This window comes from uncultured Thermanaerothrix sp. (assembly GCF_938028735.1).
Taxonomy (GTDB): domain Bacteria; phylum Chloroflexota; class Anaerolineae; order Anaerolineales; family Anaerolineaceae; genus Thermanaerothrix.
Map to the genome: position 1 here is coordinate 1 of NZ_CALIMF010000005.1, position 25,866 is coordinate 25,866.

Below are 25,866 nucleotides of genomic sequence, written 5' to 3' on the forward strand. Positions count from 1 at the left end.
TGTCGCATGGAAACCCGTGAAAAATTTTTGTTCAAAGTACCCAAGAGGGTTTACCTTCCCTTACTGGCCTTAGCTCTCCTTCTCATCATCAGCCTTGGCTTTGTGATCCAGAGTAAGGCCGCTCTCACCACGGCTACCCCTACCGCCGGGTTTAAGACGACCGTGGTTCGCCGTGGCAACATCGTTCTCTCCACCACTGGTAGCGGCACATTGGTGGCCGCTCACGAAGCCCAACTTTCGTTTCCAGTCTCAGGCAAAGTGGCAAAACTAAATGTTCAGGTGGGCGATAAAGTGACTGAGGGACAAGTACTGGCCGAATTAGCCGACTTGGGTTCACTTCAAGTCGCGGTGAAAGATGCCGAGTTACAAGTGACCTTAGCCGAAAATGAATTACAGGCTCTCTATGATAATGCTGCTGCCAACCTGGCCAACGCTAAACTAGCCCTCGCCGAAGCCCAGAAAGCGTATGACGACGCCAAATCAAAAGTTAAGCAAAAAGGCTGGATCCGTTGCGACAGAGACACCATCCAAGCCTATTATGATCAATACATGCGTCTGAAAGAAAAACTGGATACCTTTAGCGGCCGGTACGATTCCGATTTCTACCTCACCCGCATTCTGCCGCTGAAAAATCAAGTGGCAACAGCCTACGCCAATTATGCCTACTGCCTGGGATACACCGACTATGAGATCGAGACCTCGCAAGCCAACCTGGCCGTAGCCGAGGTCAACCTTAAGCGGGCTCAGACCAAGGTAGATACGCTAGAGAAAAACAACGGCATTGATCCGGTGGAATTGGCCCAGGCCCAAAGCAAACTAGACAACGCCAGGCTGGCCCTCGAGAAGGCGCGTCAGAACCTCGAAGGCGCAGTGATGAAAGCCCCCTTTGCGGGGGTTGTCACGGCAATCAACGGACAGGTTGGCATCTCTGTGGGCGCAGGCGCCACGTTTATCACGCTATCCGATCTCTTCCACCCCATTGTGGAGTTTGCTATTGATGAGACCGATATGGATAAGGCTGTGATCGGCGCCGAGGCCGAGATTATCTTTGATGCCCTTCCCGATCGGGTTTTCAAAGGCACAGTCATCCGGCTCAACCCAACTCTCGAAACCGTCAATGGCTATCAGGTGCTGAAGGGCGCAATCAGGTTGGAGATGGAAGCCGGTAGTCAGGAAACCCTTCTTGAGGGGCTGAACGCAACCGTAACCATCATCGCCGCCCGCGCCGAGAACGTCTTAATCGTCCCCCTCGAGGCACTTCGAGACCTTGGGGACGGACAGTATGCCGTTTTTGTCGTTGGCGCCGATGGTCAACCCCGCCTGACCATTGTAGAAGTGGGCCTAAAGGATAGTACCTACGTGGAGATCAAATCCGGCCTTAATTTGGGCGATATCGTAACAACCGGGAATGTGGAGACGCAATAATGAACCAGGATCACCCCATCATCCGTACCGAGAACCTGAAAAAGATTTACGGCTCTGGTGAGGCTCAGGTAAACGCTCTGGATGGAATCACACTCACCATTCAACAGGGTGAATTTGTAGCCATTATGGGACCAAGTGGTTCAGGGAAAAGCACCCTGCTCAATATCCTAGCCTGCCTCGATCGCCCCAGTGAAGGCCGCTACTTTCTAGACGGCATCGAGGTAAGTCAATACAGCCGTCGTGACTTAGCCTTAATCCGTGGGCGCAAAATCGGCATGGTCTTTCAATCCTACAACCTGCTACCTCGCCTGACGGCTTTGGAAAACGTCCTTTTACCTATTTTTTATCGCCGCGAGCAACGCCTTTCTGCGGAGGAAGCCCGTCAACGCGCCTTGGCTATGTTGGAAAGCGTGGGACTGGGTGATCGCGCCCATCACTATCCCAATCAACTCTCTGGTGGGCAGCAACAGCGCGTTGCCATCGCCCGCGCTCTGGTGAATGACCCGGCGCTCATCTTGGCCGATGAACCCACCGGAAACTTAGATTCCCATGCGTCGCAGGAAATTCTGGAACTTCTCCAAAATCTCCATGCGCAAGGACGCACCATTGTTCTTGTCACCCACGACCCTGAGGTAGCAGCACGCACCGAACGTATCCTCCTGATCCGGGATGGTCATTTGATTTCCGATCAATCCAATGACCGCAGGCAGCCGCTAGTCACCCCGCTCGCTTCGGCTCAACGCACTGAACCCACTGTGGAGGCACATCATGATCGCTGAGATCTTAAGGGAAGCCTGGCGCAGCCTACGCGCCAACAAACTACGCTCTTTACTCACTACTTTAGGGGTGATCATTGGCGTCGCTGCCGTTATTGTTATGATGGCGATCAGCGCCGGCACCGAGGCCGCTATCTCCGAATCCATCTACAGCCTGGGGTCTAACCTGATTTTCATCTCGTCCACCTTCAGCCGGGTGGGACCCGGCGAGCGTCCCCAAAGCGTGGGCGGATTGGTCTACGATGATGTGGCCGCCATCCGCGAGAAGATCAAAGGGGTGGCAGGGGTGACCGTAGATCAACAAGCCAGCGTTACCATACGCCGGGGTGACATCACCTTGGAAGGTGTAACATTGCTGGGAACGACAGCGGATTACCCCGTCGTACGCGGGTTAAGTGTGGCCAGCGGACGCTACTTTACGAACACCGAGGTAGAGCGAGTGCAAAAAGTTGCTGTCCTGGGAAAGACCATTGCCGAGAAACTGTTTGGCGATGAAGATCCCATCGGCCAGACCATAACGGTTAACAAAACGCAACTAACGGTCATCGGCATCCTGGCTGAAAAGGGATTGGTGGCCGGTACCGACTTTGACCAGATCGTTTACACTCCGATCAAAGTAGTATTCCAGAAATTCACTCCTTCACAGTTTGCCCGGTTTATGGGGAATCGGGTACGTCAGATCACCGTCGCCGTGGAACCTCATGCCAACATTGACCAGGTGGTAGAACAAATCACCCTTCTGCTGGTCAATCGCCATAACGTCAGCCTTGACAGTCCAGATTTCAACATCCGCACCCAAGCCGACATCATCAAGGCCCGCGAATCCACCACGGCCACCTTCCGCAACCTTCTCATCTGGGTGGCCAGTGTGTCCCTGCTGGTCGGCGGCATCGGGATCATGAACATCATGCTGGTCAGCGTGACGGAACGCACCCGTGAGATTGGTCTGCGTCAGGCCGTTGGTGCCACCCCTGAGGACATTCAGATTCAGTTTCTCACCGAGGCGCTCGTGCTCAGCCTCCTTGGGGGTCTCATTGGCATTGGTGTAGGCATCGCTGGCTCTTATCTCTTTGGCATGGTCAGTGGCATGCGCACCGTCATTGTTCCCTATGCCATTGGTATTTCTTTCACCTCCGCCGCTCTAGTGGGTGTTCTATTCGGTTATTTGCCGGCCCGCCGAGCCGCCGGTCTAGACCCTATCGTGGCCCTACGATATGAGTAATCTCGCAGAAGGAGCATCCTTATGAAGAAACCAATTCTGTGGTTCACCCTTAACTTAACCTTGGTGATAGCATTTGGACTAAGCGCCTGTGCCAGCAATCAGGCCAACGCAAACACCCAAGGCGCCGCCCCAATGGACGCAGTCCAACAAGGCACGCCCCGACCATTTGACTTTGCCAAGCAACCCTTGGAGAGCAAACTGGCTATCGGGATCTTGAAAATGGACGAAACCGATCTGGCCCTCACCCCCGACCAAGCCCAAATCCTGTTACCCTTGTGGAAAGCTGTTAAGACCCTTAGCACCAGCGCCACCACGTCGCCAGAGGAACTGAATGCCGTTTATCGCCAGATCGAGGAAGCCCTGACCACCGAGCAACTTAGATACATTCAGGATTTGCAGATGACTCAAGAAGATCTCCGGGCTCTGATGGAGTCCTTAGGTATCCAGAGCACCTTTGATGGTAGGAATGGCAACTTCGCCAATCTCAGCGAGTCGGAGCGTGCCACCCGCATTGCCCAGTTCCAGGCACAACGCCCCGCCGAAGGAGCACCGGTCGGAGTCCCGGGCGCCTTACCTGATGGAGCACCAGGGGGTGAGTTGGGTTTCGCACCTCTGACCAACAACACCACCGCTCAGCGCACCCCCAACCCCACCCAGGCCGCGATACGCCGCTCGTTGGGCATAAGCCGTCTTTTTCTCGATCCTCTGATCCAGATGTTAGAAAAGAAAGCAGCCCAATAAACCCCCTCTGCTCTCAATAAAATCCTACCGGGAGGCAATCATGATTGCCTCCCGGGGTGGCAACCTATTCCTGGCCCTTGCCCCCCTGTCTATGGGGTAAGGATTCCTTATTTTTTCTGCCTGGACGAGGACGAACCCCGATTTTGTTTTCCCTCCCCGAACAAGCGCAGCCAGTAATCCACCTCTTCCGGGGAAAGCGGAGCCTCCTCGGGTGCCGGCTTTGTCGGTGCCGACAACTTATCTGCCAACAACCATCGTGCGAAATCCTCCGCAGAAACCACACGCGCACCCCGCGCCCGCGCTTCGGCCTGGACCCGATGATCCGAGGAAACGACCGTCCAATTCCGCGCTTCACCCCCTAGGGTCTTGAGGCGACGGGCGATGGCTTCATCTGCCGTCAAGCCCTGACGCACAAAGTGCACCAGCACCCATCCCAAACGGCGTGACCCCGCTAAGCCCGGCGGTGCCTGATCAAAAAACACCTCCGCCCGCTTGCGCTGGCGCTGGCACAAGCGCTGCACCATCTCAATGAGTCGCGTCTCATCATCCGGATCCGCCAAACTCAACCCGGAAACTTTAGGGATCAGATTGTGTCCATCAATCAGGTAAGCCATGGCACTCTCACCCCTCATTTTAGCCCAATTTATGCTATTATTCAGCATAGAAGGCCTTATGCTCAAGCGTTTGTTGCCCTACATCCTCCTGAACGTTTTGGTCTCCGCACTGACCACCCTGGTTGTGCTCACCTTGTGGGATCGCGCCCAACGCCCGGCCCCACTCGGCCAGAATCTACCCACATGGGCACCGGCACCCCCAGAGGCAACACTCGAGATCCAGTCCCCCTCGGCACTTCTCGTTTCCCCCACGCCGACACTTCCAACCCTGGATCAGGCCTGGATCACCATCGCCGAAGTGTTGGCCCCTGGCGATTTGCAGCATGAGGCTGTTTTACTTAAACGCTTGGGAGACGGCGACCTGTGGCTAATGGGCTGGCGCTTGCTCACTCCGCGCGGACAGAGCTTTGAGTTCCCCAATCTAACCCTGAGCAAAAATGGCTCGATTCGCATCTACACCCGGCGCGGCAATAACACGGTGATCGAACTTTACTGGGGTCTCGAAACGGCAGCCTGGCGCCGCGGCGATAAGGTGCGCTTGCTAGACCCTGAGGGCAATTTGCGGGCTGAATACATCATTCCTTGAGAGACGTCCCCTATGGATATTCTGGAGCGCTTGGCAGAAGAGAAGATACGTGCCGCCATGGAGGCGGGCGCCTTCGATAACTTGCCTGGACGCGGTCAGCCCCTCCGCCTGCCTGAGAATCCCTACGAACCGGATGAATGGCGCCTGGCCTTCCATCTCTTGCGCGCCAACGGGTTAACCCTGCCTTGGCTTGAAACCCGCCGCGAGATCGAAACTGAACTTAATACGGCACGGGCAGAATTGGCACAGGCCGTCGGTCAACCTTGCTGGGAGATGGCGCAACAAAAATTCGTCATGCGCTTAACTGCCCTGAACAAGCGCATTTTCAATTACAATTTACAAGTCCCGGTAGAACGTTTTCAGCGCCCCTTACTGAATATTGGCGCAGAAATCGAACGAATATATCAGCGGGCACGCCGCTCTACCCGCCTGGATGAGGACGAACATGCCCCAAGCGCTTTACCGTAAATGGCGACCGCGCCTGTGGGAACAGGTGATTGGGCAAGAACACGTAGTGCAAACGTTGCGCAATGCCGTGCGCAGCGGACGCATTGCCCATGCCTACCTTTTTGCCGGCCCGCGCGGCACCGGCAAGACCACCACAGCGCGCTTGTTAGCCAAAGCCCTGAACTGCCTGCACCCCGATCCTGCTCAACGTCCCTGCGACCAGTGCGGCACCTGTCAGGCTGTCAATGAAGGGCGCTTTCTGGATCTGATCGAAATAGATGCGGCCTCTAACACCAGTGTGGATGACGTGCGCGACCTGCGGGACAAGATCAACCTGGCGCCGGGGGAGGGGCGCTATAAGGTCTACATTATTGACGAAGTGCACATGCTTTCAACTGCCGCCTTCAACGCCCTGCTCAAAACGCTGGAAGAACCCCCGCCGCACGCCATCTTCATCCTGGCGACCACTGAGATTCACAAAATTCCACCCACTGTGCTCTCACGCTGCCAGCGTTTTGAATTCCGGCGCATTCCCTTGCCTAAAATTGTGGGCCAACTCAAAGCCCTGGCGCAGCAAGAGGGCATTGAGGCCGAGGAAGAAGCCCTGACCCTGATCGCCCGCCAGGCAACAGGCAGTTTGCGTGATGCCATTTCGCTTTTCGATCAACTGGCAGCCAGCGGTCAGGCCCTCACCTTGACCGCAGCCCAAGCCCTGCTGGGCACCGCTACCGATCAGCGCGTCATGGATTTGATCGAGGCCCTCCTGCAGCATGAAGCTACTCGTGGGCTCCAGTGTATTCACCAGGCCATGGAAAACGGTGTAGATGCGCGCCAGTTCGCCCGGCAAGTGGTAGATTATTTGCGCAACCTGATGCTGATAGTCATGGACAGCACTGACCAGATTGAAGCTACCCCTGAACAACGCAGCCAGATGACCAATCACGCACGCCGGTTCACACTCCCCTACCTAATGCACGCCATCCAGCAGTTCAACCAGGCAGCCACCGAGACCCGCTCGACCTGGCACCCAACTTTGCTTTTAGAATTGGCTCTGGCTCAAACCCTGGCGTTTATACCCCAGGCTCAGCCTGCTACCCCACTCCCAGCCTCGGCTGGCCCCACCCCCCTTGAACCAGTTGCGCCTCCACCCTTCCCCGCCTCCGCTCCTACGCCCAAGAGAACAGCGGAGCAGGCGCCTGCAGCCTCTACGCCCCCCACCGGCTCCGATGCGACCACCCCCCGGCCGGTTTCCACGCCTGCAGCCTCTGCACCGCCTTTCACCGACGCCTCCTCCAAAGCCACTCCGGAAAACTCGTCCTTGCCGGCTGCCTCAGCGGAGAACCTACCGGATACCCGTAAGGTGCTGCAAAACTGGGCACGCATCCGGGCCATAGTTAAGAGTCGTCGCACTCAGACTGAGGCGCTCTTAAATTCCTGCAAAGTGGTACAAGTACATCATGGGGCACTGGTACTAGGATTTGCAACGGAATTGCTCAAATCCAAAATGGAGACCGATGAAAATATTGCCCTGACCCGTGCAGCTGTTCGACAGGTGCTGGGGGTGGATTTGCCCATTGTCTGTACCGTTGTGGGCACCAAAGCCACCTCTTTACCCGAGGACTTCGGAATTGAACCCGACGGTATGGTCAGTACCGCCCTCAGCCTGGGCGCAAAAATTGTCAAGAAGGAAACCAATCCCACCCACGATCAGGAGTAAATGAAGCATGGCAAAAGGCAAAGGCATCCCGCGCGGTTTCGGCGGCCTTCCTTCCCAGGGAGGCGGCATGATGAATCAGATCAAGCGATTACAGGAGCAAATGGAAGCCCTACAAGCCCAACTGGCCGAGGAGACGGTAACGGCCTCGGTGGGCGGTGGGGCAGTCAAGGTCACCATGACGGGCAACCAAGTGTGCCGGGAAATTGAAATTGACCCAGACCTAATCAAGGAAGCAGACGTGGAGATGCTACAGGACCTGCTGGTCAGCGGGGTCAACCTGGCGTTGGAACAATCACGCAAACTGGCTGAAGAACGCCTCGGGCCGTTGAGCGCCGCTCTGGGCAACCTGGGGCTTTAGCAGTCCTGCAGACGGAGGAATTCCCTATGGCGGTTCTGCCCGAACCGGTACAAAACCTGGCCGTAGCGTTTGAGCGTCTGCCTGGCATCGGCCCCAAAACGGCGGCGCGCCTTACCTTCTACCTGCTGCGCGCTCCCGAAGAGGTTTCCCGCCAATTGGCGGAGGCGCTACTGGCCCTCAAAAGCCAAACTGCCTTGTGTGAGAATTGCTTTAACATCACCCGTGCTGGGCAGTCCCTCTGCGAGATTTGCTCAGATCCCGAGCGTGATGAGAGTCTGATCTGTGTGGTAGAAGAACCGCTGGATGCGCTGGCCATTGAACGAACGGCGGCGTTCAAAGGGCGTTACCATGTTTTGCACGGCGTGCTTTCACCCATCGAAGGTATTGGCCCCGAGGACTTGAAGATCCGGCCCCTCTTGGAGCGAGTGCAACGGGGTGGGGTACGCGAGATCATCCTGGCCACCAACCCCAGTCTGGAGGGAGATGCCACCGCGCTTTACCTACGCCAGCAACTCCTGCCCCTGGGAGTGCGGGTGACACGGCTGGCGCGTGGTTTGCCCGTGGGGGGAGATTTGGAATACGCAGACCAGAACACGTTGCTACGCGCCCTGGCAGGCCGCCAGGAAATGGATTGACTGCGGCTCTAAACAGGCTCCTACGGCTGGTCGGGCAAACGGTAAAGGACGTGGGTGCCGAAATCCCGCACCAAAGCCAGATCTGCCAGCGTTCGCTCTAGCCCCTCTAAAACTGCCAACGGATAAGGGCGTGTGCCTTCCTGGTGCAGGAAGGTGACTCCGGCCTGGTTGACAAGTACATGGGTGAACCCAGCGGCACGCCAGGCGGTCAACACCGCTTCTGGGTTACCATAAGTTTGCCAATCCACCGGCCAGCGGTCAATGATCTCGTCGGGCAGGCAACGTGGCCAGCAGTAGAGGCCGCGCGGTTCGTAAATCATTAATACCCGACTCCCTGCCGGCAACGAACGAATCGCTGCCATTGCCTCACCAAAACCGCCTAAATGATGGGTAAGGTAGGTTGTCTCTGAAATCCGACCTGAGACAACTTCAAACGTCCGACTTTCCAGAGCCATGGTCAGCGCCTGAAAGAGCCCCAACGCCATGACCACACTCACCACCGTCATGACCAGACGCCGCACGCGTACCCCTGTCCAGATGAGAGGCCGGCTACTCCATTCACCTAACGCCGCTAGCCCGGCCCAAGCCGGCAAGAGACAGAAATAAAACCGTGTTTGCAGCAACAGGCTCGAAAGACGCCCACCAACCGCCCAAACCAGCCAACCACTTACCAATGTGAGCCCAAGGATAGCCAACACCCTCCAGATTGCTGGAGAGCCCAGAGGCCAGGCCAGAGCGGCCAGCCCGCTCAACACCAGCAACAATGGGCCAATATCGGCGCCATAGCCCTCGGCTCCTTCCAGCCCCAGATACGTTGCCCGCAACGGCAGAAACAAGGTATCCAGTACCGAATGGCCAAAGGACGGGCCATATTGAAACAGGCGCAGGCGAAAGGGCGTCATGACCCCAGAGGGAAAAAGTAACGGATAAACGGGGTTGCCTACGAGAAAATAATTCTTAAGCAGCCAGGGTATGCCTGCCAGAAGAGACGCTCCCCAAAAGCGCCCCAGCGCTGACCAAGGGGAATTGCCTTGGCGATACGCATAAACCAGAATGACCACCCCACCACTTATCCCGAGGAGACCCGCCGTGTACTTGACCCCGAAACCCAGCCCTACCGTAAGTCCGGCTATTCCCAGCCATTTTGGATCGTGTTCCGTCTGCCAGGCATAAAGGGCGATCAAAAAAGCTACCCCATAGAAAAGCGTCAGCCAATCTACATACCCCCAGGCGGTGGCTTGCCACACACTTTGCCCCACCAGCAAAGCACTAATTCCAACCCAGGCCGCCCGGGCATCCAGAACGCGGCTCAGCCATCCCAGGAGCCCCACCACGGCCACAAGGCTCAAGGCCCAGCCCAGGGTTGGTGCCGCTTCCGTGCCTCCCCAGGCCATCGCCCAGGTGTAAAGCATCTCACCGTTTTGCGGGAGACCGCTACGCACTAACCAGGTTATATCGCCAATGCGCCCTTCTGCCAGGTACACCCGGGGGAGCAACAGATGATAAACTAGGGCATCCCATTTCAAGGGTGGGGCCAGGGCAAACAACATGGCAATCAGCAGTAAAAGCCCACTCCCTATCGCTAGAAACCGCCCAACTCGAGTAGCCGTCGCCCATAGGGGCTTTAAAGCACACCATTCCCCTAGCCAGGCCCAGATGTCCCGCCACAGCACGATGAAAAGCACGAGCCCACTTAGTCTCAGTAGCCAGCGGTTCAGTCCCAATGTCGTTCCCACCCCCATAGTGACCAGCGCCATGAAGCCGCCCCCCATGGCAGTTTGTAAGGCCAGTCGTTCCAAAGGAGAAACCGTGTTCAGGGGGAAGAAATGTCGCCCCAGACCGCCCATAAGCGCCACTAACGCTACTGCGCATCCTAGTTGCCATAAGGCTTGCAATAACCGCATTACCTCCGGCGGGGCAAAGGGCTTGTGTGCAGCATAATACAACCCTAATCCAAGGAGCAACCACATCAGGAGCAGCGTTAAGGCAATACTTTGTCGGCGCGCCGGCATACTTGTTACCGACCTGCAAATATACGAATATCTCAATTATAGAAGATCAAAAATTCTTTGGTTGCAATCTTACAACTGAGGATATTTATCTCAAGGGAATTATAAGGCCGTTAAATCGTAGCGAGCCGGAGACGCCGACCCCGGCTCGCTATTTAAGGAGGAGAAGAAGAGAAGTCGCCCTTGCCTGTATATTAGCACAATTTAGATCGCCTTTCTTGACGCTAAACCTACGCTTACCCTACGCTCACCTTACAATCACCTGACAACCCACGCGTCTCCACACAAAGGGAGTAGCCTGCCAGGTCCTTTATCTAAACGAATCTCGTTGTCTACACTAATTGGGCATTGACGATATTGACCCTTCCTTCTACAATCAACCGCGGAGGCGTCAATGGCCGTGAACACCGAACCCAATCTCAACCATTTGGCTATCCAAACCGAAGCCCTGAGCCGCATTTACAAGATTCGCGGCGCTAAGAAGGGGGAATTGCGCGAGCGCGTGGCCCTGGAAGAGGTAAACCTCAGTGTGCCACGCGGTGAGTTATTTGGCCTGCTAGGCCCCAATGGCGCCGGCAAAACCACCCTAATTAAGATCTTGACCACCCTGCTCTCTCCCACCCGTGGCCGCGCCTGGGTAGCCGGTTTTGACGTGGTACGCGAGAGTGAGAAGGTGCGTCCGCGGATCAACATGGTCTCGGGCGGCGAAACGTCCGGCTACGGGCTGCTGACCGTTCGTGAAAATCTCTGGATGTTCGCTCAATTTTATGGCATCCCTAGCCGCCAGGCTCATCAGCGCATTCAAACGTTGCTAGAAATGATTGGCCTGGCCGATCGCGCCAACACCAAGTCCTCCGATCTTTCCACCGGACTGCGCCAGAAGATGAACATCGTCCGAGGGTTTATGACCGATCCGGAGGTGCTCTTCCTAGATGAGCCCACCCTTGGACTCGACGTACAGGCGGCCCGCGAAGTGCGCGCATTCATTCGCCGCTGGATGGACGAGAATCCCAACCGCACTATTCTGCTTACCACCCACTACATGCAAGAAGCGGAAGAATTATGCGACCGCGTTGCCATCATCCACGAGGGGCGCATCCTAGCCTGCGACACCCCAACGCACTTGAAGCAGGCGACCCAGCACGAGGCCATTTTCCAACTCTGGGTTGACCCTGAGCAAGCTCTCAACCCACTTGCGCTTGAAAATCTGCCAGGGGTATTGCGTTTACACCACCAATGGATGAACGGCGGGTTGCAAATCGAGATCTCCCTAGCCGAAGAGGGGGTCTTACCTCTGGTCATCGGGGAGTTGGAACGGCAGCGGGCACACTTGCGCAGCCTACAGAAACGGCAACCCTCGCTAGAGGATGTTTTTGTCCAATTGGTGGGCTTGCGCATGGAGGAAGTTGAACGTGAGCACAGTAATGGCTACCACCCCGATCCACAAGAATAGCGGCTGGCGCCTTTTCCTGCAAACCGTCATCGGTCGCGCTTACCCACGCGTGATCGGGCAACAGCGGGAGAAATCCTGGATGATTTTTGAGGTGTTGCTGCCTCTAATTAACGTCGCCGCCTACGTTTACGTGTATCGGGCGATTGGCGCACCGGAAGACTACGTGGGGTTTGTGGTCATCGGCGGGGCCATGATTGCCTTTTGGATGAACGTCCTGTGGAGCATGTCCAGTCAGCTGTATTGGGAGAAGGAACAGGGCAATCTAGCCCTGTACATCATCTCGCCAGCCCCCCTCATGGCAATTTTACTAGGGATGGCAGTGGGTGGCATGATCGCCACCTTGTTGCGTGCCAGCGCCATCATCGCCTTGGGCACATGGCTTTTCAACGTCCGGTATGTGGTCATGAATCCCTGGCAATTGCTGGCTGTGTTTGTGTTGACTATGGTTGCCCTCTACGGTCTGGGAATGATGACTGCCTCGGTCTTTCTGCTTTTTAGCCGCGAAGCATGGCACTATGTCAACCTAGCCATGGAGCCAGTTTACCTACTCTCAGGATTCTACTTTCCGCTCAAAAATCTGGGCTTCTGGATCGCCCTAGGGGCCTCGATCATCCCCCTCTCTCTGGGGCTGGATGCCATGCGCCAACTGGCCTTTCGCAGCGGCCCCAGCCTGGGCTTCTTAAGCGTTCCACTCGAAATCGGCGTCCTGGCCGTTCTCTCGGTGGTTTTTCTGGTGGCAGCTCGCTGGCTACTGAAGACACTGGAACGTCTAGCACGTGAAGAAGCCCGCTTGACCGAAAACCGACGCTAAGATCCCCACAAAACCAAAGGAAAGCCTTGCATGCTTCGATCTCCTGCAATTCGCTCATTCCGTATGGCCGCCTGGCTGGGCTGGCAAATCGAATCCAACTGGACAGATCCCTTCCTGTTTGCCATCTACTCCATCATCAAACCTCTAGCTGCAGCGGGCATCCTGGTGATAATGTACCGCGTGGTGACCCAGCAAGCCTTTGATACGCCCGTGTTCGCCTATCTATACTTGGGCAATGCATTTTATCAATACGTTAGCGCCGTAACCACGGGAGTTTCCTGGGCAGTGATAGATGATCGCGAACACTACCGCACCTTGAAGTACATCTACGTTGCACCACTAAACATCCCCCTCTATCTCTTTGGGCGAGGGGTGGCACGCTTCCTTACCACCACCTTTGCCGTGTTGATTATCATCCTCTTCGGGGTCGGGTACTTAAAGATGCCTCTTGCGCTGAACACCATCCAATGGCCTCTGCTCATTGTCAGCCTTGTCCTAGGAACGCTCATGCTTGGATTGGTAGGGCTGATCCTGGCCGGGATTACCTTGCTCACGGCACGCCACTCCTATTACATTGGTGATGCCGTGGCCGGTGCGTTGTTCCTCTTTACCGGGGCCATTTTCCCGTTGGACGTCTTACCGTCCTACCTGCGCCCGGTAGGCTATGCGCTGCCCATCACTTACTGGCTGGAACTGATGCGGCGTGCCCTGGTAGGACGTGTGGCCCAAGCCTTCCCCACTTTCAGCACATTGAGTGATGGACAACTACTAGCACTACTGGCCGTGATGACCTTGGCGCTAGGGATCATCAGCTTGGTTGTCTTCCGCTGGTGTGAGCGGCTGGCCCGTGAGCGTGGGCTGATTGATTACACATCGAACTACTAGACCCAGAAAGGGAGGTTTATTAATGTCCAAATCCCATCTATCCACCCCCCAGGAATCCCAAAAAGCCAAGTTAGCAGTGGCGATTGGCTACCTGACAACCTCCCCCATCGGCCCTATCGGCATATGGGCGACCCCCCAAGGCGTTATCCGCCTGACCATTGGGACTACTTTTACGACCACCGATCAGAAAACTGACCAAACGGCTCAGTTAATTCTCAACCAAGCGCTGCAAGAGGTGGCGGCCTATCTAGTTGGTCAACTACGCCAATTTACGGTACCAATCAATTGGCAGGTTATCTCGCCCAGGTCCCGCGCCATCCTGGAATACACCTTCACCATCCCTTATGGGGAGGTGCGCACCTATGGGGAGATCGCACAGCACCTGGGTCGGCCCAATGCTGCGCGAGCGGTGGGCAGCGCCATGGCGTACAACCCCATTCCCCTGATAATTCCTTGCCATCGCGTGGTTAGTCATGATCACAGGTTACATGGTTACGGCGCGGGTGAGGGACTTCCCACTAAAGCCTGGCTCTTACAACTGGAGGGACATCACATTGTCAATCAGAGAGTGGTCTAAGTTCATTCTGCTAGGGCTGATCTGGGGCTCATCTTTCTTGTGGATTAAGATTGGCGTGCAGGAACTGGGCCCCTTCACCCTGGTGACTTTGCGCGTCTTCTTCGCCACCCTGGGCTTATGGGTTGTTGCACGCGTGCACCGGGCCACCCCACCCTGGCGACAGGTCCTCCCCGCCTTCTTTGTCTTAGGGGTGCTCAACATGGCCCTGCCCTTTGTCCTCATCTCCTGGAGCGAGCAGTACATTTCTTCTGGAATGGCTGCCATCCTCAACAGCACCGTGCCGCTCTTCACCCTCCTAATCGCCCCGCTCTTCCTCCCCGATGATCCCTGGACCCTCCCCAAGGGGTTGGGGCTGGTGGTGGGTTTTCTGGGGGTGGTGGTGCTGATGTCGAACCAGGTGCAAGGGGATTTGACCCGCCCTAAAATTGGGCAATTAACCATGCTGCTAGCGGCCATCTCGTACGCCGCGGCAGCCGTCTATGCTCGCCGCAAGGTGCGCGGCCTACCCCCCGATGTTCAATCATTGGGACAATCTCTAATGGCAATCCTGGTCATGTTCCCTCTGGCGTTTAGCCTGGAAGCTCCTTTCACCCTGCCTCAACAACCTCTCACTTGGATAGCCGTCCTCTGGCTGGGGTTGATGGGCTCATGTGTGGCGACCCTGCTCTATTATTCTCTATTACAATCCATTGGTCCCACCCGCACCACACTGGTCACCTATATCTTCCCACTGGTCGGGGTCATCCTGGGAGCCCTCTTTTTGCACGAACGTCCCGATTGGCACCTCCTGGTTGGAGGAGCCTTGATTATTAGCGGCGTAGCCGTAGTTAACCTGTGGCGCCCCGCCGTTCATACCCTTTCAAAGATTGGAGAAAAGACCTGAAAAATGAGCCAAGACCCTTCCTTCTATAAAGCCGGTTTTGTCGCTTTAATTGGACGGCCCAATGTCGGCAAATCCACGTTGATGAACGCTTACTTGGGGCAGAAGATTGCCGCCGTCTCACCCAAACCGCAAACTACCCGCCGCCGACAACTGGGTATCCTCACCTTGGAAAACGCTCAGATCATCTTCATGGATACGCCCGGCCTGCATATCCCAGTCCATAAACTGGGTGAGTACATGAATCGCGTCGCCGAAGAAACTCTGGAGGACGCCGATGTTCTGGTCTGGCTGGTGGAGGCCCACCGCCCGCCCGGCGAGGAGGACCGGCTCATCGCCCAGCGCCTACAGCAACTACGCAATGCCCCTCCTCTGATTCTGGCGCTCAACAAAGTTGATCTGGTCAGCACCGAGGCCCTACCGGGCCAACAAGCCGCCTACGCCCAACTGGCCCCCCAAGCAGCCCGCATGATTCTGCTCTCGGCTACCACCGGCCAAGGGCGTGAGGACCTGCTCCAGGCCATTCTCGACTTTTTGCCCCCACACCCGCCCTATTACGACCCCGATCAGATCACTGATTACTACGAGCGCGATATCGCTGCCGAACTGATCCGCGAGGCCGCTCTGCTGCACTTGCGCGACGAAGTCCCCCATGCTGTGGCAGTGCGCATTGACGAGTACGAAGAGCGCGACGAGAACACCGCCTACATTCACGCCACCCTATTCGTGGAAAAGGAAAGCCAGAAGCCCATCGTCATTGGCAAAGGAGGTGAGATGCTCAAGAAAATCGGCACCACCGCACGCATGGAGATCGAGGCCATGAGCGGGCGTAAGGTCTTTCTGGATCTGCACGTCAAAGTCAATAAAAACTGGCGCAACCAACCCGAAGCGCTGCGCTGGCTAGGCTACTCATTAGGCCGACGTTAGATCGAAAGGAGAAGCGTCGATGATCTGGTTCGCAGTAATGGCCGTATTGGCCATCGTTGACTGGTGGGCGGTTAGCCGTGAGCGCCTAAAGGTGCGCTATTTTGCTAAGCCTGGCGCCCTGCTGGCGCTGATCCTGGCATTTAGCACCTTGGGGGGCTGGCAGGCATCCACCCGTTGGTTTGGGATCGGCCTGCTCTTTGCGCTGATCGGCGATGTGGTGCTCCTTTTACCACGCCGTTACTTCCTGTTTGGCCTACTGGCCTTCTTATTGACCCACATCGCCTATATCATCGGTCTCAATCCTACCCCACCCCCGGTGCAGCCCGGGACATTGATCACCACCGCTGTCTTGGCCGCCGTCACTGCGCTAGGCTTCCGCCAACTCTCACGCGGGCTAAGTCAACGCCCCGAAACAACCTTACTGCTGCCAGCCGTCCTGGTATACGCCTTAGCCATTGGGATCATGACCCTCTCAGCCTGGCTGACGCTCTGGCGGCCCCACTGGCCGCTTGCAGCAGCGCTTATGGTCGGTATTGGCGCTACACTTTTCTTTATCTCCGATTTCACCCTCGCCAACCACCGCTTGATCGCCCCAGTCAGGCATGGGGGGATCATTGTCATCGTCACTTACCACCTGGGCCAAGCCCTGCTTATCGCGGGGGTTCTTCACCAGGGCGGCTTGCTCTAAGCTTCCCTTATTGCACTAACGGGCGAAATCCTTCGCCTAGGGCATCGTGGGCCTGCCCAATGACCATAAAGGCGCGCGGATCGACTTCGCGCACCAGTTCTTTCAATTGGTTGACTTCAGAACGGGTGATCACGCAGTAGAGCACCGGGCGGGGGGCGCCGGTGTAACCGCCGGTGCCCGGGAGGATTGTCACGCCCCGTTCCAGCACCGTCATGATGCGTTGGGTAATTGCCTCGGGGTGGTTGGTGACAATGAGCGCCATGCGGAAAACCCCCGAACCTTCCGAAACCGCCTCGGCGGCCAGACCGCTCACATAAATGACCAGCAGGCCGTACAACGCCCGTTCCCAATCAAAGGCGAAGCCACCCCCCAGCACCACCAGGGTATCGGTAATCAGATAAGCCTGCGAAATCGAAATCCCCAGCCGATGGTTGAGGATGCGCCCCAGAATGTCACTTCCCCCGCTGGTGCCCTGCCCCCGATAGACCATGCCCAGGCCAATTCCCAACAGAATGCCTCCGTAAAGACAATCCAGTACCAAGTCCTGGGTCACCCCTTGCGGGGGAATAAAAAGCACCAGAAAATCGGTGAAAAAGGAGAAACTGACGATTGCCAGCGCCGTACGCCAGGCAAAACGCATCCCACCCAGGTAGCGCCACCCCAAGATAAAAAGGGGTACATTGCCGATGAAAATCATCAATCCAATCGGCCACTGGGTGAAGTGGTTAATGATCTGGGCAGCGCCACTCACCCCACCACTAACCAGTTGTGCTGGCACCAGGAAGAGGCGCATCGCCAGCGCCTGCACCAACCCGCCCACAATCACAAACACATGTTCTTGCACCGTCTTCCATGAAAAATCCAGTGTCTTAGCCCAGGTGCGCAACGACCAGTTAGAGGGCAAAGGCAGCCAGGGCTTTGCAGACCCGTTCATCTCACAACCTCCCACTATGCCAAAGAATGCCAGCCAATTATACGGAACTCAGCCAGGATTGGGTAGGCGCTCCCCGTTTTACCCCAACGACAACGCCCCGGCTTTATTAAGCCGATCTAACAAACTTCTTACAAATTTGTTAAGTAACTCTAAGGCTCTAAATGCGACTCTACAAGTAGACTGGTATTGCGTCTAAATTTCCCTATCCTCACAGAGGCAAGCTTTGAGCTTGAGTCTCAGCCAGCGCGTCTTCTTGATCCTGGCCATTATTCTATTCCTCACCAGCGGACTGGCGTTTACCCTCTCCCGCACAGTCTTCTTACCCCAATTTGATCGCTTGGATCACGAGTATCTGCACCATCGCATCGAGCGTGTGCTGGCGGCATTGGCTACCGAGCAAAATCGCATCAACGCCTCTACCGCCGATTGGGCTTACTGGAGTGATACTTACAATTTTGTTCAGGGGGTTTATCCCGGATACATTGATGAAAATCTGGCGCCCGAAACCTTCCAAGGCTTGCAACTTGACCTGATGCTTTTTTATGATGCTCAGGATCGCTTGGTACTGGCTCGCGCTGTCAACCAGGAAAGCGGCGCGGAGGTCCTGTTAAGCCCTGAGACGATTGCTCAAATCGGCAGCGTGCGCTACCACCTTTCGCCTGACGATCCGCTCTCCACCGCAAAAGGGATCATACTCACCGAAGCAGGGGCGGTCTTGGTCTCGGCACGCTACGTCTTGCGTAGTGACCTTAGCGGCCCCATCGGTGGCGTCTACATCGCCGGGCGTTGGTTAGACGCCCTTGAATGGCAACGGATCGCCACCTGGAGCGGACAGGATTTCAAGGTGTGGTCGTTACGCGATCCCCTGCCCGAGGACGTCAACCAGGCGCTTGCCAACCTGCACACCACTTCACAATCGCATATTCATCTTGCGCCCAGACCCGCCCCTTGGCTCCCGTCTCCCGAATTATGGGGCTATCTGACCTTAAATGACATATGGAACGAGCCCGCGCTGGTGCTCAAGATCACTCATCCCCGCGAGGTGTACTTAAAGGGGGTCGCCAGTCTGCGCAGCTTGGGGTTTCTATTGGTCATCTTTGAAATTCTGCTCGGCGGGATTATCCTTGTCTACCTTCAAACCCGTTACGGTCGCCACCTCCACCGTTTGATGAACGACGTGGAAGCCATACGCCGCGAGGGCGATCTCACCCGCCGCCTGGAGATTCACGGCAACGATGAATTGGCTCTCTTGGCCAACACCATCAATAATTTGACCAAAGACCTGTCCGTTGCCCATTTCTCCCTCCAAGAGAGTAATCACAGCCTACAACGTAGCTTGGCGATCACCCAGGCCAGCCTGGAGCGACTCAGTGTACTGCGTCAGATTGATCAGGCCATCGCCAGCGACATCCGTTTGAAAGATAAATTAACTACTATCCTGACTTTAATACGCCAGGCCCTTCAGGTAGATGGGGTTGCCTTGCTGCCAGAGGCTCACAGTTCGCTGGCTTTACCCGCACCGGTACTTTCCGAAGGTTTTCCTGTGCCTCACCTATCCTGGCTGAATCACTTACCTCCTGCGTGGATCGAAGCGCTAAAAACCCATGGACGCACTCAGGTGATTCAAGGGGAAGATCTGCTCGCTCTTCCCGGTCTGGCCGACTCAAACCTCTACCTGCTGGCCCTGGCGCCCCTGCAAGCGCGCGACCGCCACTATGGTGCCGTGCTTGTCCTAATCTTGCACCGGGATGGACATCCCCAGCCGGATGACGAATGGCGCGCCTTCCTAGACACGCTGGCGTTGCAAACGGCCATCGCACTGGATAACGCCCAATTGCTGCTCACCGCCGAGAACCTCAATACCGAACTCAAAGCCGCCATTGAGGCCACCTTATTGGGGTGGTCACGGGCGTTGGAACTGCGTGACCGCGAAACCCAGGGACATTCCGATCGGGTGGTGCGCCTCACCCTCGCCCTCGGACAACGCCTAGGCCTTCAAGGGCAAGACCTCGACGATCTACGCTATGGCGCCCTGCTCCACGATATCGGCAAGATCGGCATCCCCGATAGTATCCTACTTAAGCCCGGCCCGCTTACCCCCGAGGAGTGGGCGGTCATGCGCCAGCACCCTCAGGTGGCCTATGACTTGCTTAAGGACATCCCCTTCCTGAAGCGGGCGGTGGAAATTCTCTACGCACACCACGAGCGCTGGGATGGGAGCGGGTATCCGCGTGGGCTAAGGGGAGAAGAGATCCCCTTAGGAGCGCGCATCTTTGCTGTGGTGGATGTATGGGATGCTCTGACCAATGAACGCCCCTACCGCCCGGCCTGGTCGCCTGAACAGGCGCGGGCCTACCTGCAAGAACAAGCAGGCATCCTCTTTGATCCCCAAGTGGTAACTACCTTCCTTACCCTGTTAGACGAAGAATCAACCCCTGTGGAACAACCCACCGTAGCCACCTCAGCCTAGAATATTTATTAAGAAGATGAACCCTGTTTATCCTTTCAATGGCGGCGTGGGGTCAGGTCTGGCGGCTCGTCAACATGGCGGCGGTCAGGTTATCCCCGGGCCGGATGCCTGGCGGCTGAGCCTGGGTGACACACCGGGCGGTACTTATGCCCTGGCACAATTGGACGATTACCTTGATCTTCCGCGCTCCCGCTTTCATTGGCAAGCTCCGCTACGATTGGACCTGGAAGCCCGCGTCTCAGCGCCGAACCTGCCGGGCACTTGGGGCTTCGGCCTGTGGAACGATCCCTTCGCCATGCCACTAGGAGTGCGCGGGACGGCCCGACGCTGGCCGGCTTTACCTAATGCAATCTGGTTTTTTCACGCTTCGCCTCAAAATGCGCTAACCCTGCGCGATGATCTACCGCCCCACGGGTTCCTTGCCGCCACCTTCTCCGCGCCGCCTTGGCCAAGCCTGGTTTTGCTACCTGCCCTGCCCCTGCTCTTAGGGCTACTCTGGCCGCCCGCCGCGCGTCTCCTGCGCCGTTTGTTACGGCTTTTTATCCACCAGGATGCGGCGCACTTGGAGGTCGATGTCACTGGCTGGCATCGCTACACCCTGCACTGGCAAGCCCGAGCAAGTCGGTTCAGTATTGACGGAACAACGGTCTTTGAGACCCCCGTGACTCCCCACGGGCGCCTAGGGTTGGTGATATGGATAGACAACCAGTATGCTGCCTATACCCCGCAAGGGCGCGTGCGCTTTGGGTTGGAAGCCATGCCCCCCGCTTGGCTGGAGATTCGTCACCTGTGCATTGCCCACGCATAAAAAGACCCCGCCAGCGCATGGCAGGGTCTCGCAATCGGTAAACCGACGTTGTCTATCGCACCATCAATTGCAGAATCAACCCCACCATGAAGAACAACCCATAGGCTCGGCTTTGGTAGAATGAAGCCGCCACAAAATACAGCGGCCAGGCGCTGCGCGCCGGCTCTTCCTTGGGAGGTTCACTCGGACGCGGATGGCGATACACCGTCAGCGCCGGACGCAACCAATACAGGGCCCCCAGCACCACCAGCATCCCTGGTGAAAAATATCCCGTCAGCACCAGCGCGATGACCCCTAGATATTGCAACGCCATCATCGTCAAGACAATATAACGCGAGGCTGTCTCACCCAGAATAACCGGCAGGGTACGAATGCCTTTGGCGGCATCCTCGGCGCGCTTGTCAATGTGTTTGCCGAAAATTACCGTGGTCGGCCCCAGGGCATACACCAGACCCGCCAGAGCCACGTTCCAGTCCCACTGACCGGTAATGACATAGTACCCCCCACCGATCATCAGCGGTCCCCACACCAGCAGTACGGCCAGTTCGCCAAGACCAATGTACTTGAGGGGATAGGTGTAGAACAACACAAAAAAGGCCCCGATCAGCAACAATCCCAACGCCAGCCAGCCATTAACAACCACCAGATAGGCCCCGGCGGCTAGAGCTATCAACCCGGTTACCGCGGCATAGGTCAAGTGCTCCCGTTTGGTCATCAGCCCTTGCTCTAGGGGCTGCGGGCCGTACTGGGTGCGGAAGTAATTATTGGTATCCACGCCACGAGTATAATCGGTGTAATCGTTGAGAAGATTATTGGTGGCATGGGCAAGCACTAGGCCCAACGCCAACAAAATCCAGCGTAGGAGATCGAACTTTCCAGCATGAGCAGCCAACAGACCAGCAATTCCAGCCGAGGTGAAGGTCATGACCAATACCGCCGCCCGAGTCGAAATCAACCAGCGCGAAATGACATCCAACCGTTGCCATTCTTCACGGTCAATGCGGGGGATGACCCGCAAAGCCTGTATCCACATACGCACATTCATTGAGCAGCACCTCCACAAACTTAGAGTGTTTGGGGCAAGCAAGGCGTATTATACGTCATCAGACCGCCTCAACAAAAAAGAGGCGCAGCCAGCCCAGCCTCTGCGCCTTTTCCGAGAGAAGGAGACCCACTAACATGTCAACTAGTCAAATTTCTGTTTGAGCCGCGCGCTCTTGCCCGTGCGGGAACGCAGGTAATACAGGCGCGCCCGTCGCACTTTGCTGTGGCGTTCCACCACCACCTTTTCAATCCGGGGAGAGGTGAAGAGAAAAGTGCGCTCGACCCCAATCCCATTGCTGGCAATGCGGCGCACCGTAAAGGTCGAACCGGCCCCGTTATTGTGGATCGCCAACACCGTACCCTTAAATTCCTGGATACGTTCACGTCCGCCTTCCACAATCTTTACGTGCACCGAAACTTGATCGCCCGGCCGCAAAGGTGGAATGTTGGGGTTAGGCGCGGGTTCAATGGCTTTGATCAAATCGTTCATCGCAATACCCTCAGTTCACAGGCTCTGCCAGGTGCCCGGTTGCCCCTGGTCAAGGCGAAAGCAAATTATACCATATCCTCCGCATGCGGGAAGGTGCCACTTTGTCACGTTACAGCGGCAAGTCGTGTACAATAGAAATAATTGAGATATGGCTTCTCTCAAACGAACCTGGTGGAGGTTGGGGTGGGTGTTAGTCTCGTTATTGTGTTTATTGTTGTCATCTTTCTCCTCGCGCTAGGACTTTTCAGTGCTTATCTGTGCTGGCGTGCATTGCGCCCCCGTGCCATTCCTCTCTTAAAGACTTACCAGATTGAGGTTGAGCACGGTCGGCTCGATGAAAGGGCGTACCGGGCCTGGCCTAAGGAAGAGGTGAAGATTCGCTCACCACTGGGCTATTACCTGGCCGCTACCTATTTTCCCCTTCCCGACGCCAAACGCACTCTGATCTTCGCGCATGGTCATGGCTACAGCCGGTTTGGTGGGGTGAAGGTCGTGCCTTTCTTTCACCGCCTTGGCTTCAATGTGCTTCTGTTCGATCAAAGGGGGCACGGGCTCAGCGGTGGCAAGACCTGCACCTACGGGTATTACGAACGCCACGATCTAAAGGCTCTAGCCACATGGGCCCTGGAGCGCCTAGGCCCCACAGGCCAGGTGGGGACGATGGGCGAATCTCTGGGCGCGGCCACCTGCCTGCTTCATGCAGCCATAGACTCACGGGTTGCCTTTGTCATCGCTGATAGCCCCTACGCACGCTTGGAAGACGTCTTTAAGCAGCGCCTGCGTGAGGATTATCGGCTGCCCGAAATCCCCTTCTATTACACAACGACTTGGCTCTGCCGTCTGATGGCGGGGTTTTCGCCCCAACAGATTGCTCCCATCGAGGTCATGCCCCTAATTCAGGCTCCAGTGCTCTTAATCCATGGGAGCGCAGATGCTCTGATCCCGGTAGAGGCCGCTCTGGAGCTCCATCGTGCCGCACCACAAGGGAAATGTGTGCTTTACCTTGCCGAGGGCGCTGAACACGTGGCAGCCCATGCCCTCAACCCAGTTGCCTATTTCGACCAAATTGCGGCCTTTTTGCGCATGTTTAACCTCATCGAGCCTGAGGTAGAAACCGCTCCACCTGCGGTAACATCCACCTCCTCCCGCCGGCGCCGGCGTGCGTCTCGAGCAACGACTACTGGAGCTACTACACCCTCAGCATTCGAATCCCCCCACCCACCACCCGCCAAGCGAGAGGAAGAACACCCCATGCCAGATGACGTCACCTCATTGGCAACCTCGCCTTCGGGGGCAAAAGAAAAAGAAGAGACGCCCGCTGTTGCGCATCGCAAGCGTGGGCGTCCCTCTAAAACCGCCTCAAACGTATCCGAAACCAGTTAGGCAGATGGCATGCCGTGAACCGTGCCTCGCGCCGTGCTGGCGCGCCGCACGGCCTTGACCTTGGCGCGGCGACGTTCTTTACGCGTAGCCGCAGCCGCTTTCTTCTCACGCGCCAGATCGTCCTGGCGTGCCAGTTCAGCCCCGGTTTGCACAGCGACGATGATCGAGAACACCAGCAACAGGGTGGCGACAAAGACAACAATAACATCATAAAGCGCCACTACCCCCAGGGACGTAGTGAAAGTCGGATTGCCGATAAAGAAGATGACAGCATTGGCAAGGATGGCCATGGCGCGGACTTCTGTGGGACCAATTTTGGCGAATGAAATGCGGAAGACCCCTTTGGTGATCATCAGCAAGTAGACCACAATGGAAGTTTGTAGATAACTGATGGCTCCCAGCAGGGCAATCGTAAGATTTACGTAGGGCGATAACCCCAGCCCAATAAAAATCAGAACAACGCTAGCCGTATCCACCAGATGATCTATAAAGAATCCGTAATGCGGGCGTTCGATCTTGCGATAACGTGCCAGCGTTCCATCCAGGCTATCGCCAAACCAGTTCAAAACGAATCCTAGCGAGGCCAACCAGAGAAACGCCGGGTGCACCGAAGTCAAACCATAACTCACCGCAATTAACACGCTGGAAAGAAACCCAATTGCCGTCAACAAATCTGGAGTGACCCAGCCCGGCATGACCCGCGCTAACCAGGCTAAAGCCGGACGCTCCAGAGGGCCCAGCAGGATATCATTAATACGTTGATGGCCTTTCAAATTGGGTTGGTCCATAAGCATACTCCCCGAGAGGTGTTCTAAGCTCATTATAGAACGAATACGAGACAAAAACCAGTCCCTATTTTTGAAGATTTGATGAAAATTATCCCTTCTCTCCACCGCTCTGGGCGGAGGAGGCAGGTGCAAAACAATATAACCCCATTCTTTCAAAAAGGTAACACAGACGCCACTTCAGGCCAGACCGGGTAAAACATAGCCCATTGATCAGGCACCTGCCGGATCAAGATTTCTACCTCACGCAGGACCGCCTCCGCATTCTGGATGAGTGCGCCTTCCAGGGTATCCGCAGGCTGCATGGGCACTGGGGGACGCGAGACAACCAAATAACGCCCCTCACCGGTACCGATGCACGCCACCACAATGATGGGCAGGTTAAGTTGTAAAGCCAGACGCACGTGAAAAACCGGTAGGGGGGCAGGGCGTCCGAAAAAGCGCGGTAAATAACGTGTCTCGCTTACCGGACGGTCAAGGCCCGTCAGCACCACCCCTCCATGCTGTAATCGTACGCGGGCCTGCTGCAAAGCGCTCATTGAGATGGGAGTGACATCTATGCCGCTTTCACGGCGTAAACGATTCTGCCAGCGGTAAGCGCCAGGGGGCTGGGGATAAGAAAGCACCTGAAAGCGCAGCCCTCGTAATGCCAGCGCCCGTCCTGCCAGGTCAAAATTACTTAGATGGGGGGTGACAAAGAGAGCCGGCCCCCCCTCTTGTAACAAGCGATCAAAAAGGGCCTGGAATTCGGGCGCAAAAGAAACTCGCTCTAAGACCTCCTGGGGTCGGTTGATCGTGTGAAAGTAGATATACAGATTCCGAGCATGGTAGCGTAGAACCTTCCGCACAATCCTGCGCAGTTCCTGAGGTGTCAGGTTCTCTCCGCGCACAACCCACTGATTTACACAAATCGCCCGTACGATAGCAGAACGCGAGCGCGAGGCCACCAGCGCAGCCCCCAAATCGGCGATTCGGTACCCCAGCGAGGGGGGTAGAGCCTGGCTGATCCCCAGCCCCAAAGCCACAGCCAAACGGCTATACAGTAAGGACTGTAATAGATTCATGCCGCGATGCCTCCCGTAACGATTTTACCGGAACTCTTCTTTATTCGGGACGCGCCGGGTCTTGAAAATTTGCACCAGAAAATCCCCGAAATCCTCTTGAAATAGAACATATGTTCTGTTATACTAAAAAGGCCTTG

The 25,866-nt window shown here is 56.3% G+C and carries 26 protein-coding genes; 19 read left to right on the forward strand and 7 right to left on the reverse strand.

Translation table 11 applies throughout. The features are described 5' to 3' along the window. The 4 genes from Q0721_RS03655 to Q0721_RS03670 all read left to right on the forward strand — a co-directional run. Positions 1 to 1,425, forward strand: a 1,425-nt coding sequence (locus tag Q0721_RS03655; protein WP_299025464.1) for an efflux RND transporter periplasmic adaptor subunit, incomplete at its 5' end; no start/stop codon positions are given. Beyond that, positions 1,425 to 2,204, forward strand: coding sequence for an ABC transporter ATP-binding protein (locus Q0721_RS03660; RefSeq protein WP_299025466.1), 780 nt, complete (start codon positions 1,425 to 1,427; stop codon positions 2,202 to 2,204). The genes Q0721_RS03655 and Q0721_RS03660, both read left to right, overlap by 1 nt. Then, a complete protein-coding gene (locus Q0721_RS03665; RefSeq protein ID WP_299025468.1) occupies positions 2,194 to 3,423 on the forward strand; it encodes an ABC transporter permease in 1,230 nt (409 codons plus the stop codon). The genes Q0721_RS03660 and Q0721_RS03665 overlap by 11 nt, the downstream gene beginning before the upstream one ends. A gap of 21 nt (positions 3,424 to 3,444) precedes the next feature. Beyond that, complete coding sequence (locus Q0721_RS03670; RefSeq protein ID WP_299025471.1) at positions 3,445 to 4,164, forward strand: hypothetical protein; 720 nt, start codon at positions 3,445 to 3,447, stop codon at positions 4,162 to 4,164. A gap of 107 nt (positions 4,165 to 4,271) precedes the next feature. Here the strand turns inward: Q0721_RS03670 and Q0721_RS03675 are convergent, their stop codons facing one another. Then, positions 4,272 to 4,778 carry an NYN domain-containing protein gene (locus tag Q0721_RS03675; RefSeq protein ID WP_299025474.1) on the reverse strand — a complete coding sequence of 169 codons (507 nt, stop codon included), beginning with the start codon at positions 4,776 to 4,778 and terminating at the stop codon, positions 4,272 to 4,274. A gap of 58 nt (positions 4,779 to 4,836) precedes the next feature. Between Q0721_RS03675 and Q0721_RS03680 the strand changes: the two genes are divergently transcribed. Genes Q0721_RS03680 through recR form a run of 5 tightly spaced genes read left to right on the forward strand, consistent with a single transcriptional unit; the run spans position 4,837 to position 8,521 of the window. Next, positions 4,837 to 5,364, forward strand: coding sequence for a lamin tail domain-containing protein (locus Q0721_RS03680; protein WP_299025477.1), 528 nt, complete (start codon positions 4,837 to 4,839; stop codon positions 5,362 to 5,364). Positions 5,365 to 5,376: 12 nt separating this feature from the next. Further along, positions 5,377 to 5,832, forward strand: a complete 456-nt coding sequence (locus Q0721_RS03685; protein ID WP_299025482.1) for a DUF1992 domain-containing protein — start codon at positions 5,377 to 5,379, stop codon at positions 5,830 to 5,832. Then, the gene (dnaX, locus tag Q0721_RS03690; protein WP_299025485.1) at positions 5,810 to 7,528 is read left to right on the forward strand and encodes a DNA polymerase III subunit gamma/tau; all 1,719 of its coding nucleotides are present in this window, start codon (positions 5,810 to 5,812) and stop codon (positions 7,526 to 7,528) included. The genes Q0721_RS03685 and dnaX overlap by 23 nt, the downstream gene beginning before the upstream one ends. A gap of 7 nt (positions 7,529 to 7,535) precedes the next feature. Continuing rightward, on the forward strand, positions 7,536 to 7,886 hold the full coding sequence (locus Q0721_RS03695) for a YbaB/EbfC family nucleoid-associated protein (RefSeq protein WP_299025488.1): 351 nt from the start codon (positions 7,536 to 7,538) through the stop codon (positions 7,884 to 7,886). A gap of 26 nt (positions 7,887 to 7,912) precedes the next feature. Beyond that, positions 7,913 to 8,521: a recombination mediator RecR gene (gene recR / locus Q0721_RS03700; protein WP_299025491.1), complete on the forward strand. Its 609-nt coding sequence runs from the start codon at positions 7,913 to 7,915 to the stop codon at positions 8,519 to 8,521. Positions 8,522 to 8,541: 20 nt separating this feature from the next. On the opposite strand, the gene Q0721_RS03705 is transcribed toward recR, so the two are convergent. Continuing rightward, the gene (locus tag Q0721_RS03705) at positions 8,542 to 10,533 is read right to left on the reverse strand and encodes a hypothetical protein (protein ID WP_299025494.1); all 1,992 of its coding nucleotides are present in this window, start codon (positions 10,531 to 10,533) and stop codon (positions 8,542 to 8,544) included. Positions 10,534 to 10,924: 391 nt separating this feature from the next. On the opposite strand from Q0721_RS03705, the gene Q0721_RS03710 reads away from it, so the two are divergent. From Q0721_RS03710 to Q0721_RS03740, 7 genes are read left to right on the forward strand one after another with little or no spacing between them, the layout of a single operon-like run. Beyond that, entirely contained in the window at positions 10,925 to 11,983 is a 1,059-nt protein-coding gene (locus tag Q0721_RS03710) for an ABC transporter ATP-binding protein (protein ID WP_299025496.1), read from the forward strand. Continuing rightward, entirely contained in the window at positions 11,943 to 12,794 is an 852-nt protein-coding gene (locus tag Q0721_RS03715) for an ABC transporter permease (RefSeq protein WP_299025499.1), read from the forward strand. The genes Q0721_RS03710 and Q0721_RS03715 overlap by 41 nt, the downstream gene beginning before the upstream one ends. A gap of 30 nt (positions 12,795 to 12,824) precedes the next feature. After that, positions 12,825 to 13,679 carry an ABC transporter permease gene (locus Q0721_RS03720; protein WP_299025502.1) on the forward strand — a complete coding sequence of 285 codons (855 nt, stop codon included), beginning with the start codon at positions 12,825 to 12,827 and terminating at the stop codon, positions 13,677 to 13,679. A gap of 22 nt (positions 13,680 to 13,701) precedes the next feature. Then, a complete protein-coding gene (locus Q0721_RS03725; RefSeq protein ID WP_299025505.1) occupies positions 13,702 to 14,256 on the forward strand; it encodes a methylated-DNA--[protein]-cysteine S-methyltransferase in 555 nt (184 codons plus the stop codon). After that, a complete protein-coding gene (locus tag Q0721_RS03730) occupies positions 14,234 to 15,139 on the forward strand; it encodes a DMT family transporter (RefSeq protein ID WP_299025508.1) in 906 nt (301 codons plus the stop codon). Before Q0721_RS03725 ends, Q0721_RS03730 begins: the two co-directional genes overlap by 23 nt. A 3-nt stretch (positions 15,140 to 15,142) precedes the next feature. Next, positions 15,143 to 16,063 (forward strand): GTPase Era, encoded by a 921-nt coding sequence (gene era / locus Q0721_RS03735; RefSeq protein WP_299025511.1) that lies wholly within the window; start codon positions 15,143 to 15,145, stop codon positions 16,061 to 16,063. 19 nt (positions 16,064 to 16,082) lie between these two features. Next, positions 16,083 to 16,751 carry a lysoplasmalogenase gene (locus Q0721_RS03740; RefSeq protein ID WP_299025514.1) on the forward strand — a complete coding sequence of 223 codons (669 nt, stop codon included), beginning with the start codon at positions 16,083 to 16,085 and terminating at the stop codon, positions 16,749 to 16,751. Positions 16,752 to 16,758: 7 nt separating this feature from the next. On the opposite strand, the gene Q0721_RS03745 is transcribed toward Q0721_RS03740, so the two are convergent. Continuing rightward, on the reverse strand, positions 16,759 to 17,685 hold the full coding sequence (locus Q0721_RS03745; RefSeq protein WP_299025517.1) for a YitT family protein: 927 nt from the start codon (positions 17,683 to 17,685) through the stop codon (positions 16,759 to 16,761). A 223-nt stretch (positions 17,686 to 17,908) separates the two neighbouring features. Here Q0721_RS03745 and Q0721_RS03750 point away from each other — a divergent pair, with 223 nt between their 5' ends. Continuing rightward, the gene (locus Q0721_RS03750) at positions 17,909 to 20,155 is read left to right on the forward strand and encodes an HD domain-containing phosphohydrolase (protein ID WP_299025520.1); all 2,247 of its coding nucleotides are present in this window, start codon (positions 17,909 to 17,911) and stop codon (positions 20,153 to 20,155) included. 16 nt (positions 20,156 to 20,171) lie between these two features. Then, a complete protein-coding gene (locus tag Q0721_RS03755) occupies positions 20,172 to 20,963 on the forward strand; it encodes a hypothetical protein (protein ID WP_299025522.1) in 792 nt (263 codons plus the stop codon). 52 nt (positions 20,964 to 21,015) lie between these two features. Here the strand turns inward: Q0721_RS03755 and Q0721_RS03760 are convergent, their stop codons facing one another. Together Q0721_RS03760 and rplS are read right to left on the reverse strand one after the other, a co-directional pair. After that, positions 21,016 to 22,008 (reverse strand): prenyltransferase, encoded by a 993-nt coding sequence (locus Q0721_RS03760; protein WP_299025525.1) that lies wholly within the window; start codon positions 22,006 to 22,008, stop codon positions 21,016 to 21,018. A 141-nt stretch (positions 22,009 to 22,149) separates the two neighbouring features. After that, on the reverse strand, positions 22,150 to 22,497 hold the full coding sequence (gene rplS, locus Q0721_RS03765) for a 50S ribosomal protein L19 (RefSeq protein WP_299025528.1): 348 nt from the start codon (positions 22,495 to 22,497) through the stop codon (positions 22,150 to 22,152). A gap of 183 nt (positions 22,498 to 22,680) precedes the next feature. Between rplS and Q0721_RS03770 the strand changes: the two genes are divergently transcribed. Then, positions 22,681 to 23,880 (forward strand): alpha/beta hydrolase, encoded by a 1,200-nt coding sequence (locus Q0721_RS03770; protein ID WP_299025531.1) that lies wholly within the window; start codon positions 22,681 to 22,683, stop codon positions 23,878 to 23,880. Here the strand turns inward: Q0721_RS03770 and Q0721_RS03775 are convergent. Together Q0721_RS03775 and Q0721_RS03780 are read right to left on the reverse strand one after the other, a co-directional pair. Next, on the reverse strand, positions 23,877 to 24,668 hold the full coding sequence (locus Q0721_RS03775; RefSeq protein WP_299025534.1) for a CDP-alcohol phosphatidyltransferase family protein: 792 nt from the start codon (positions 24,666 to 24,668) through the stop codon (positions 23,877 to 23,879). The genes Q0721_RS03770 and Q0721_RS03775 overlap by 4 nt on opposite strands. 152 nt (positions 24,669 to 24,820) lie before the next feature. Next, positions 24,821 to 25,729, reverse strand: a complete 909-nt coding sequence (locus tag Q0721_RS03780; RefSeq protein WP_299025537.1) for a hypothetical protein — start codon at positions 25,727 to 25,729, stop codon at positions 24,821 to 24,823. Positions 25,730 to 25,866 lie beyond the last annotated feature (137 nt).

Excerpts from the sequence above, each read along its gene's own strand:
- Q0721_RS03660 (WP_299025466.1), top strand. The coding sequence starts at position 1,425 with ATGAACCAGGATCACCCCATCATCCGTACCGAGAACCTGAAAAAGATT.
- Q0721_RS03665 (WP_299025468.1), top strand. The coding sequence starts at position 2,194 with ATGATCGCTGAGATCTTAAGGGAAGCCTGGCGCAGCCTACGCGCCAAC.
- Q0721_RS03670 (WP_299025471.1), top strand. The coding sequence starts at position 3,445 with ATGAAGAAACCAATTCTGTGGTTCACCCTTAACTTAACCTTGGTGATA.
- Q0721_RS03675 (WP_299025474.1), bottom strand. The coding sequence starts at position 4,778 with ATGGCTTACCTGATTGATGGACACAATCTGATCCCTAAAGTTTCCGGG.
- Q0721_RS03680 (WP_299025477.1), top strand. The coding sequence starts at position 4,837 with ATGCTCAAGCGTTTGTTGCCCTACATCCTCCTGAACGTTTTGGTCTCC.
- Q0721_RS03685 (WP_299025482.1), top strand. The coding sequence starts at position 5,377 with ATGGATATTCTGGAGCGCTTGGCAGAAGAGAAGATACGTGCCGCCATG.
- dnaX (WP_299025485.1), top strand. The coding sequence starts at position 5,810 with ATGCCCCAAGCGCTTTACCGTAAATGGCGACCGCGCCTGTGGGAACAG.
- Q0721_RS03695 (WP_299025488.1), top strand. The coding sequence starts at position 7,536 with ATGGCAAAAGGCAAAGGCATCCCGCGCGGTTTCGGCGGCCTTCCTTCC.
- recR (WP_299025491.1), top strand. The coding sequence starts at position 7,913 with ATGGCGGTTCTGCCCGAACCGGTACAAAACCTGGCCGTAGCGTTTGAG.
- Q0721_RS03705 (WP_299025494.1), bottom strand. The coding sequence starts at position 10,533 with ATGCCGGCGCGCCGACAAAGTATTGCCTTAACGCTGCTCCTGATGTGG.
- Q0721_RS03710 (WP_299025496.1), top strand. The coding sequence starts at position 10,925 with ATGGCCGTGAACACCGAACCCAATCTCAACCATTTGGCTATCCAAACC.
- Q0721_RS03720 (WP_299025502.1), top strand. The coding sequence starts at position 12,825 with ATGCTTCGATCTCCTGCAATTCGCTCATTCCGTATGGCCGCCTGGCTG.
- Q0721_RS03725 (WP_299025505.1), top strand. The coding sequence starts at position 13,702 with ATGTCCAAATCCCATCTATCCACCCCCCAGGAATCCCAAAAAGCCAAG.
- era (WP_299025511.1), top strand. The coding sequence starts at position 15,143 with ATGAGCCAAGACCCTTCCTTCTATAAAGCCGGTTTTGTCGCTTTAATT.
- Q0721_RS03740 (WP_299025514.1), top strand. The coding sequence starts at position 16,083 with ATGATCTGGTTCGCAGTAATGGCCGTATTGGCCATCGTTGACTGGTGG.
- Q0721_RS03745 (WP_299025517.1), bottom strand. The coding sequence starts at position 17,685 with ATGAACGGGTCTGCAAAGCCCTGGCTGCCTTTGCCCTCTAACTGGTCG.
- Q0721_RS03755 (WP_299025522.1), top strand. The coding sequence starts at position 20,172 with ATGAACCCTGTTTATCCTTTCAATGGCGGCGTGGGGTCAGGTCTGGCG.
- Q0721_RS03760 (WP_299025525.1), bottom strand. The coding sequence starts at position 22,008 with ATGAATGTGCGTATGTGGATACAGGCTTTGCGGGTCATCCCCCGCATT.
- rplS (WP_299025528.1), bottom strand. The coding sequence starts at position 22,497 with ATGAACGATTTGATCAAAGCCATTGAACCCGCGCCTAACCCCAACATT.
- Q0721_RS03775 (WP_299025534.1), bottom strand. The coding sequence starts at position 24,668 with ATGGACCAACCCAATTTGAAAGGCCATCAACGTATTAATGATATCCTG.
- Q0721_RS03780 (WP_299025537.1), bottom strand. The coding sequence starts at position 25,729 with ATGAATCTATTACAGTCCTTACTGTATAGCCGTTTGGCTGTGGCTTTG.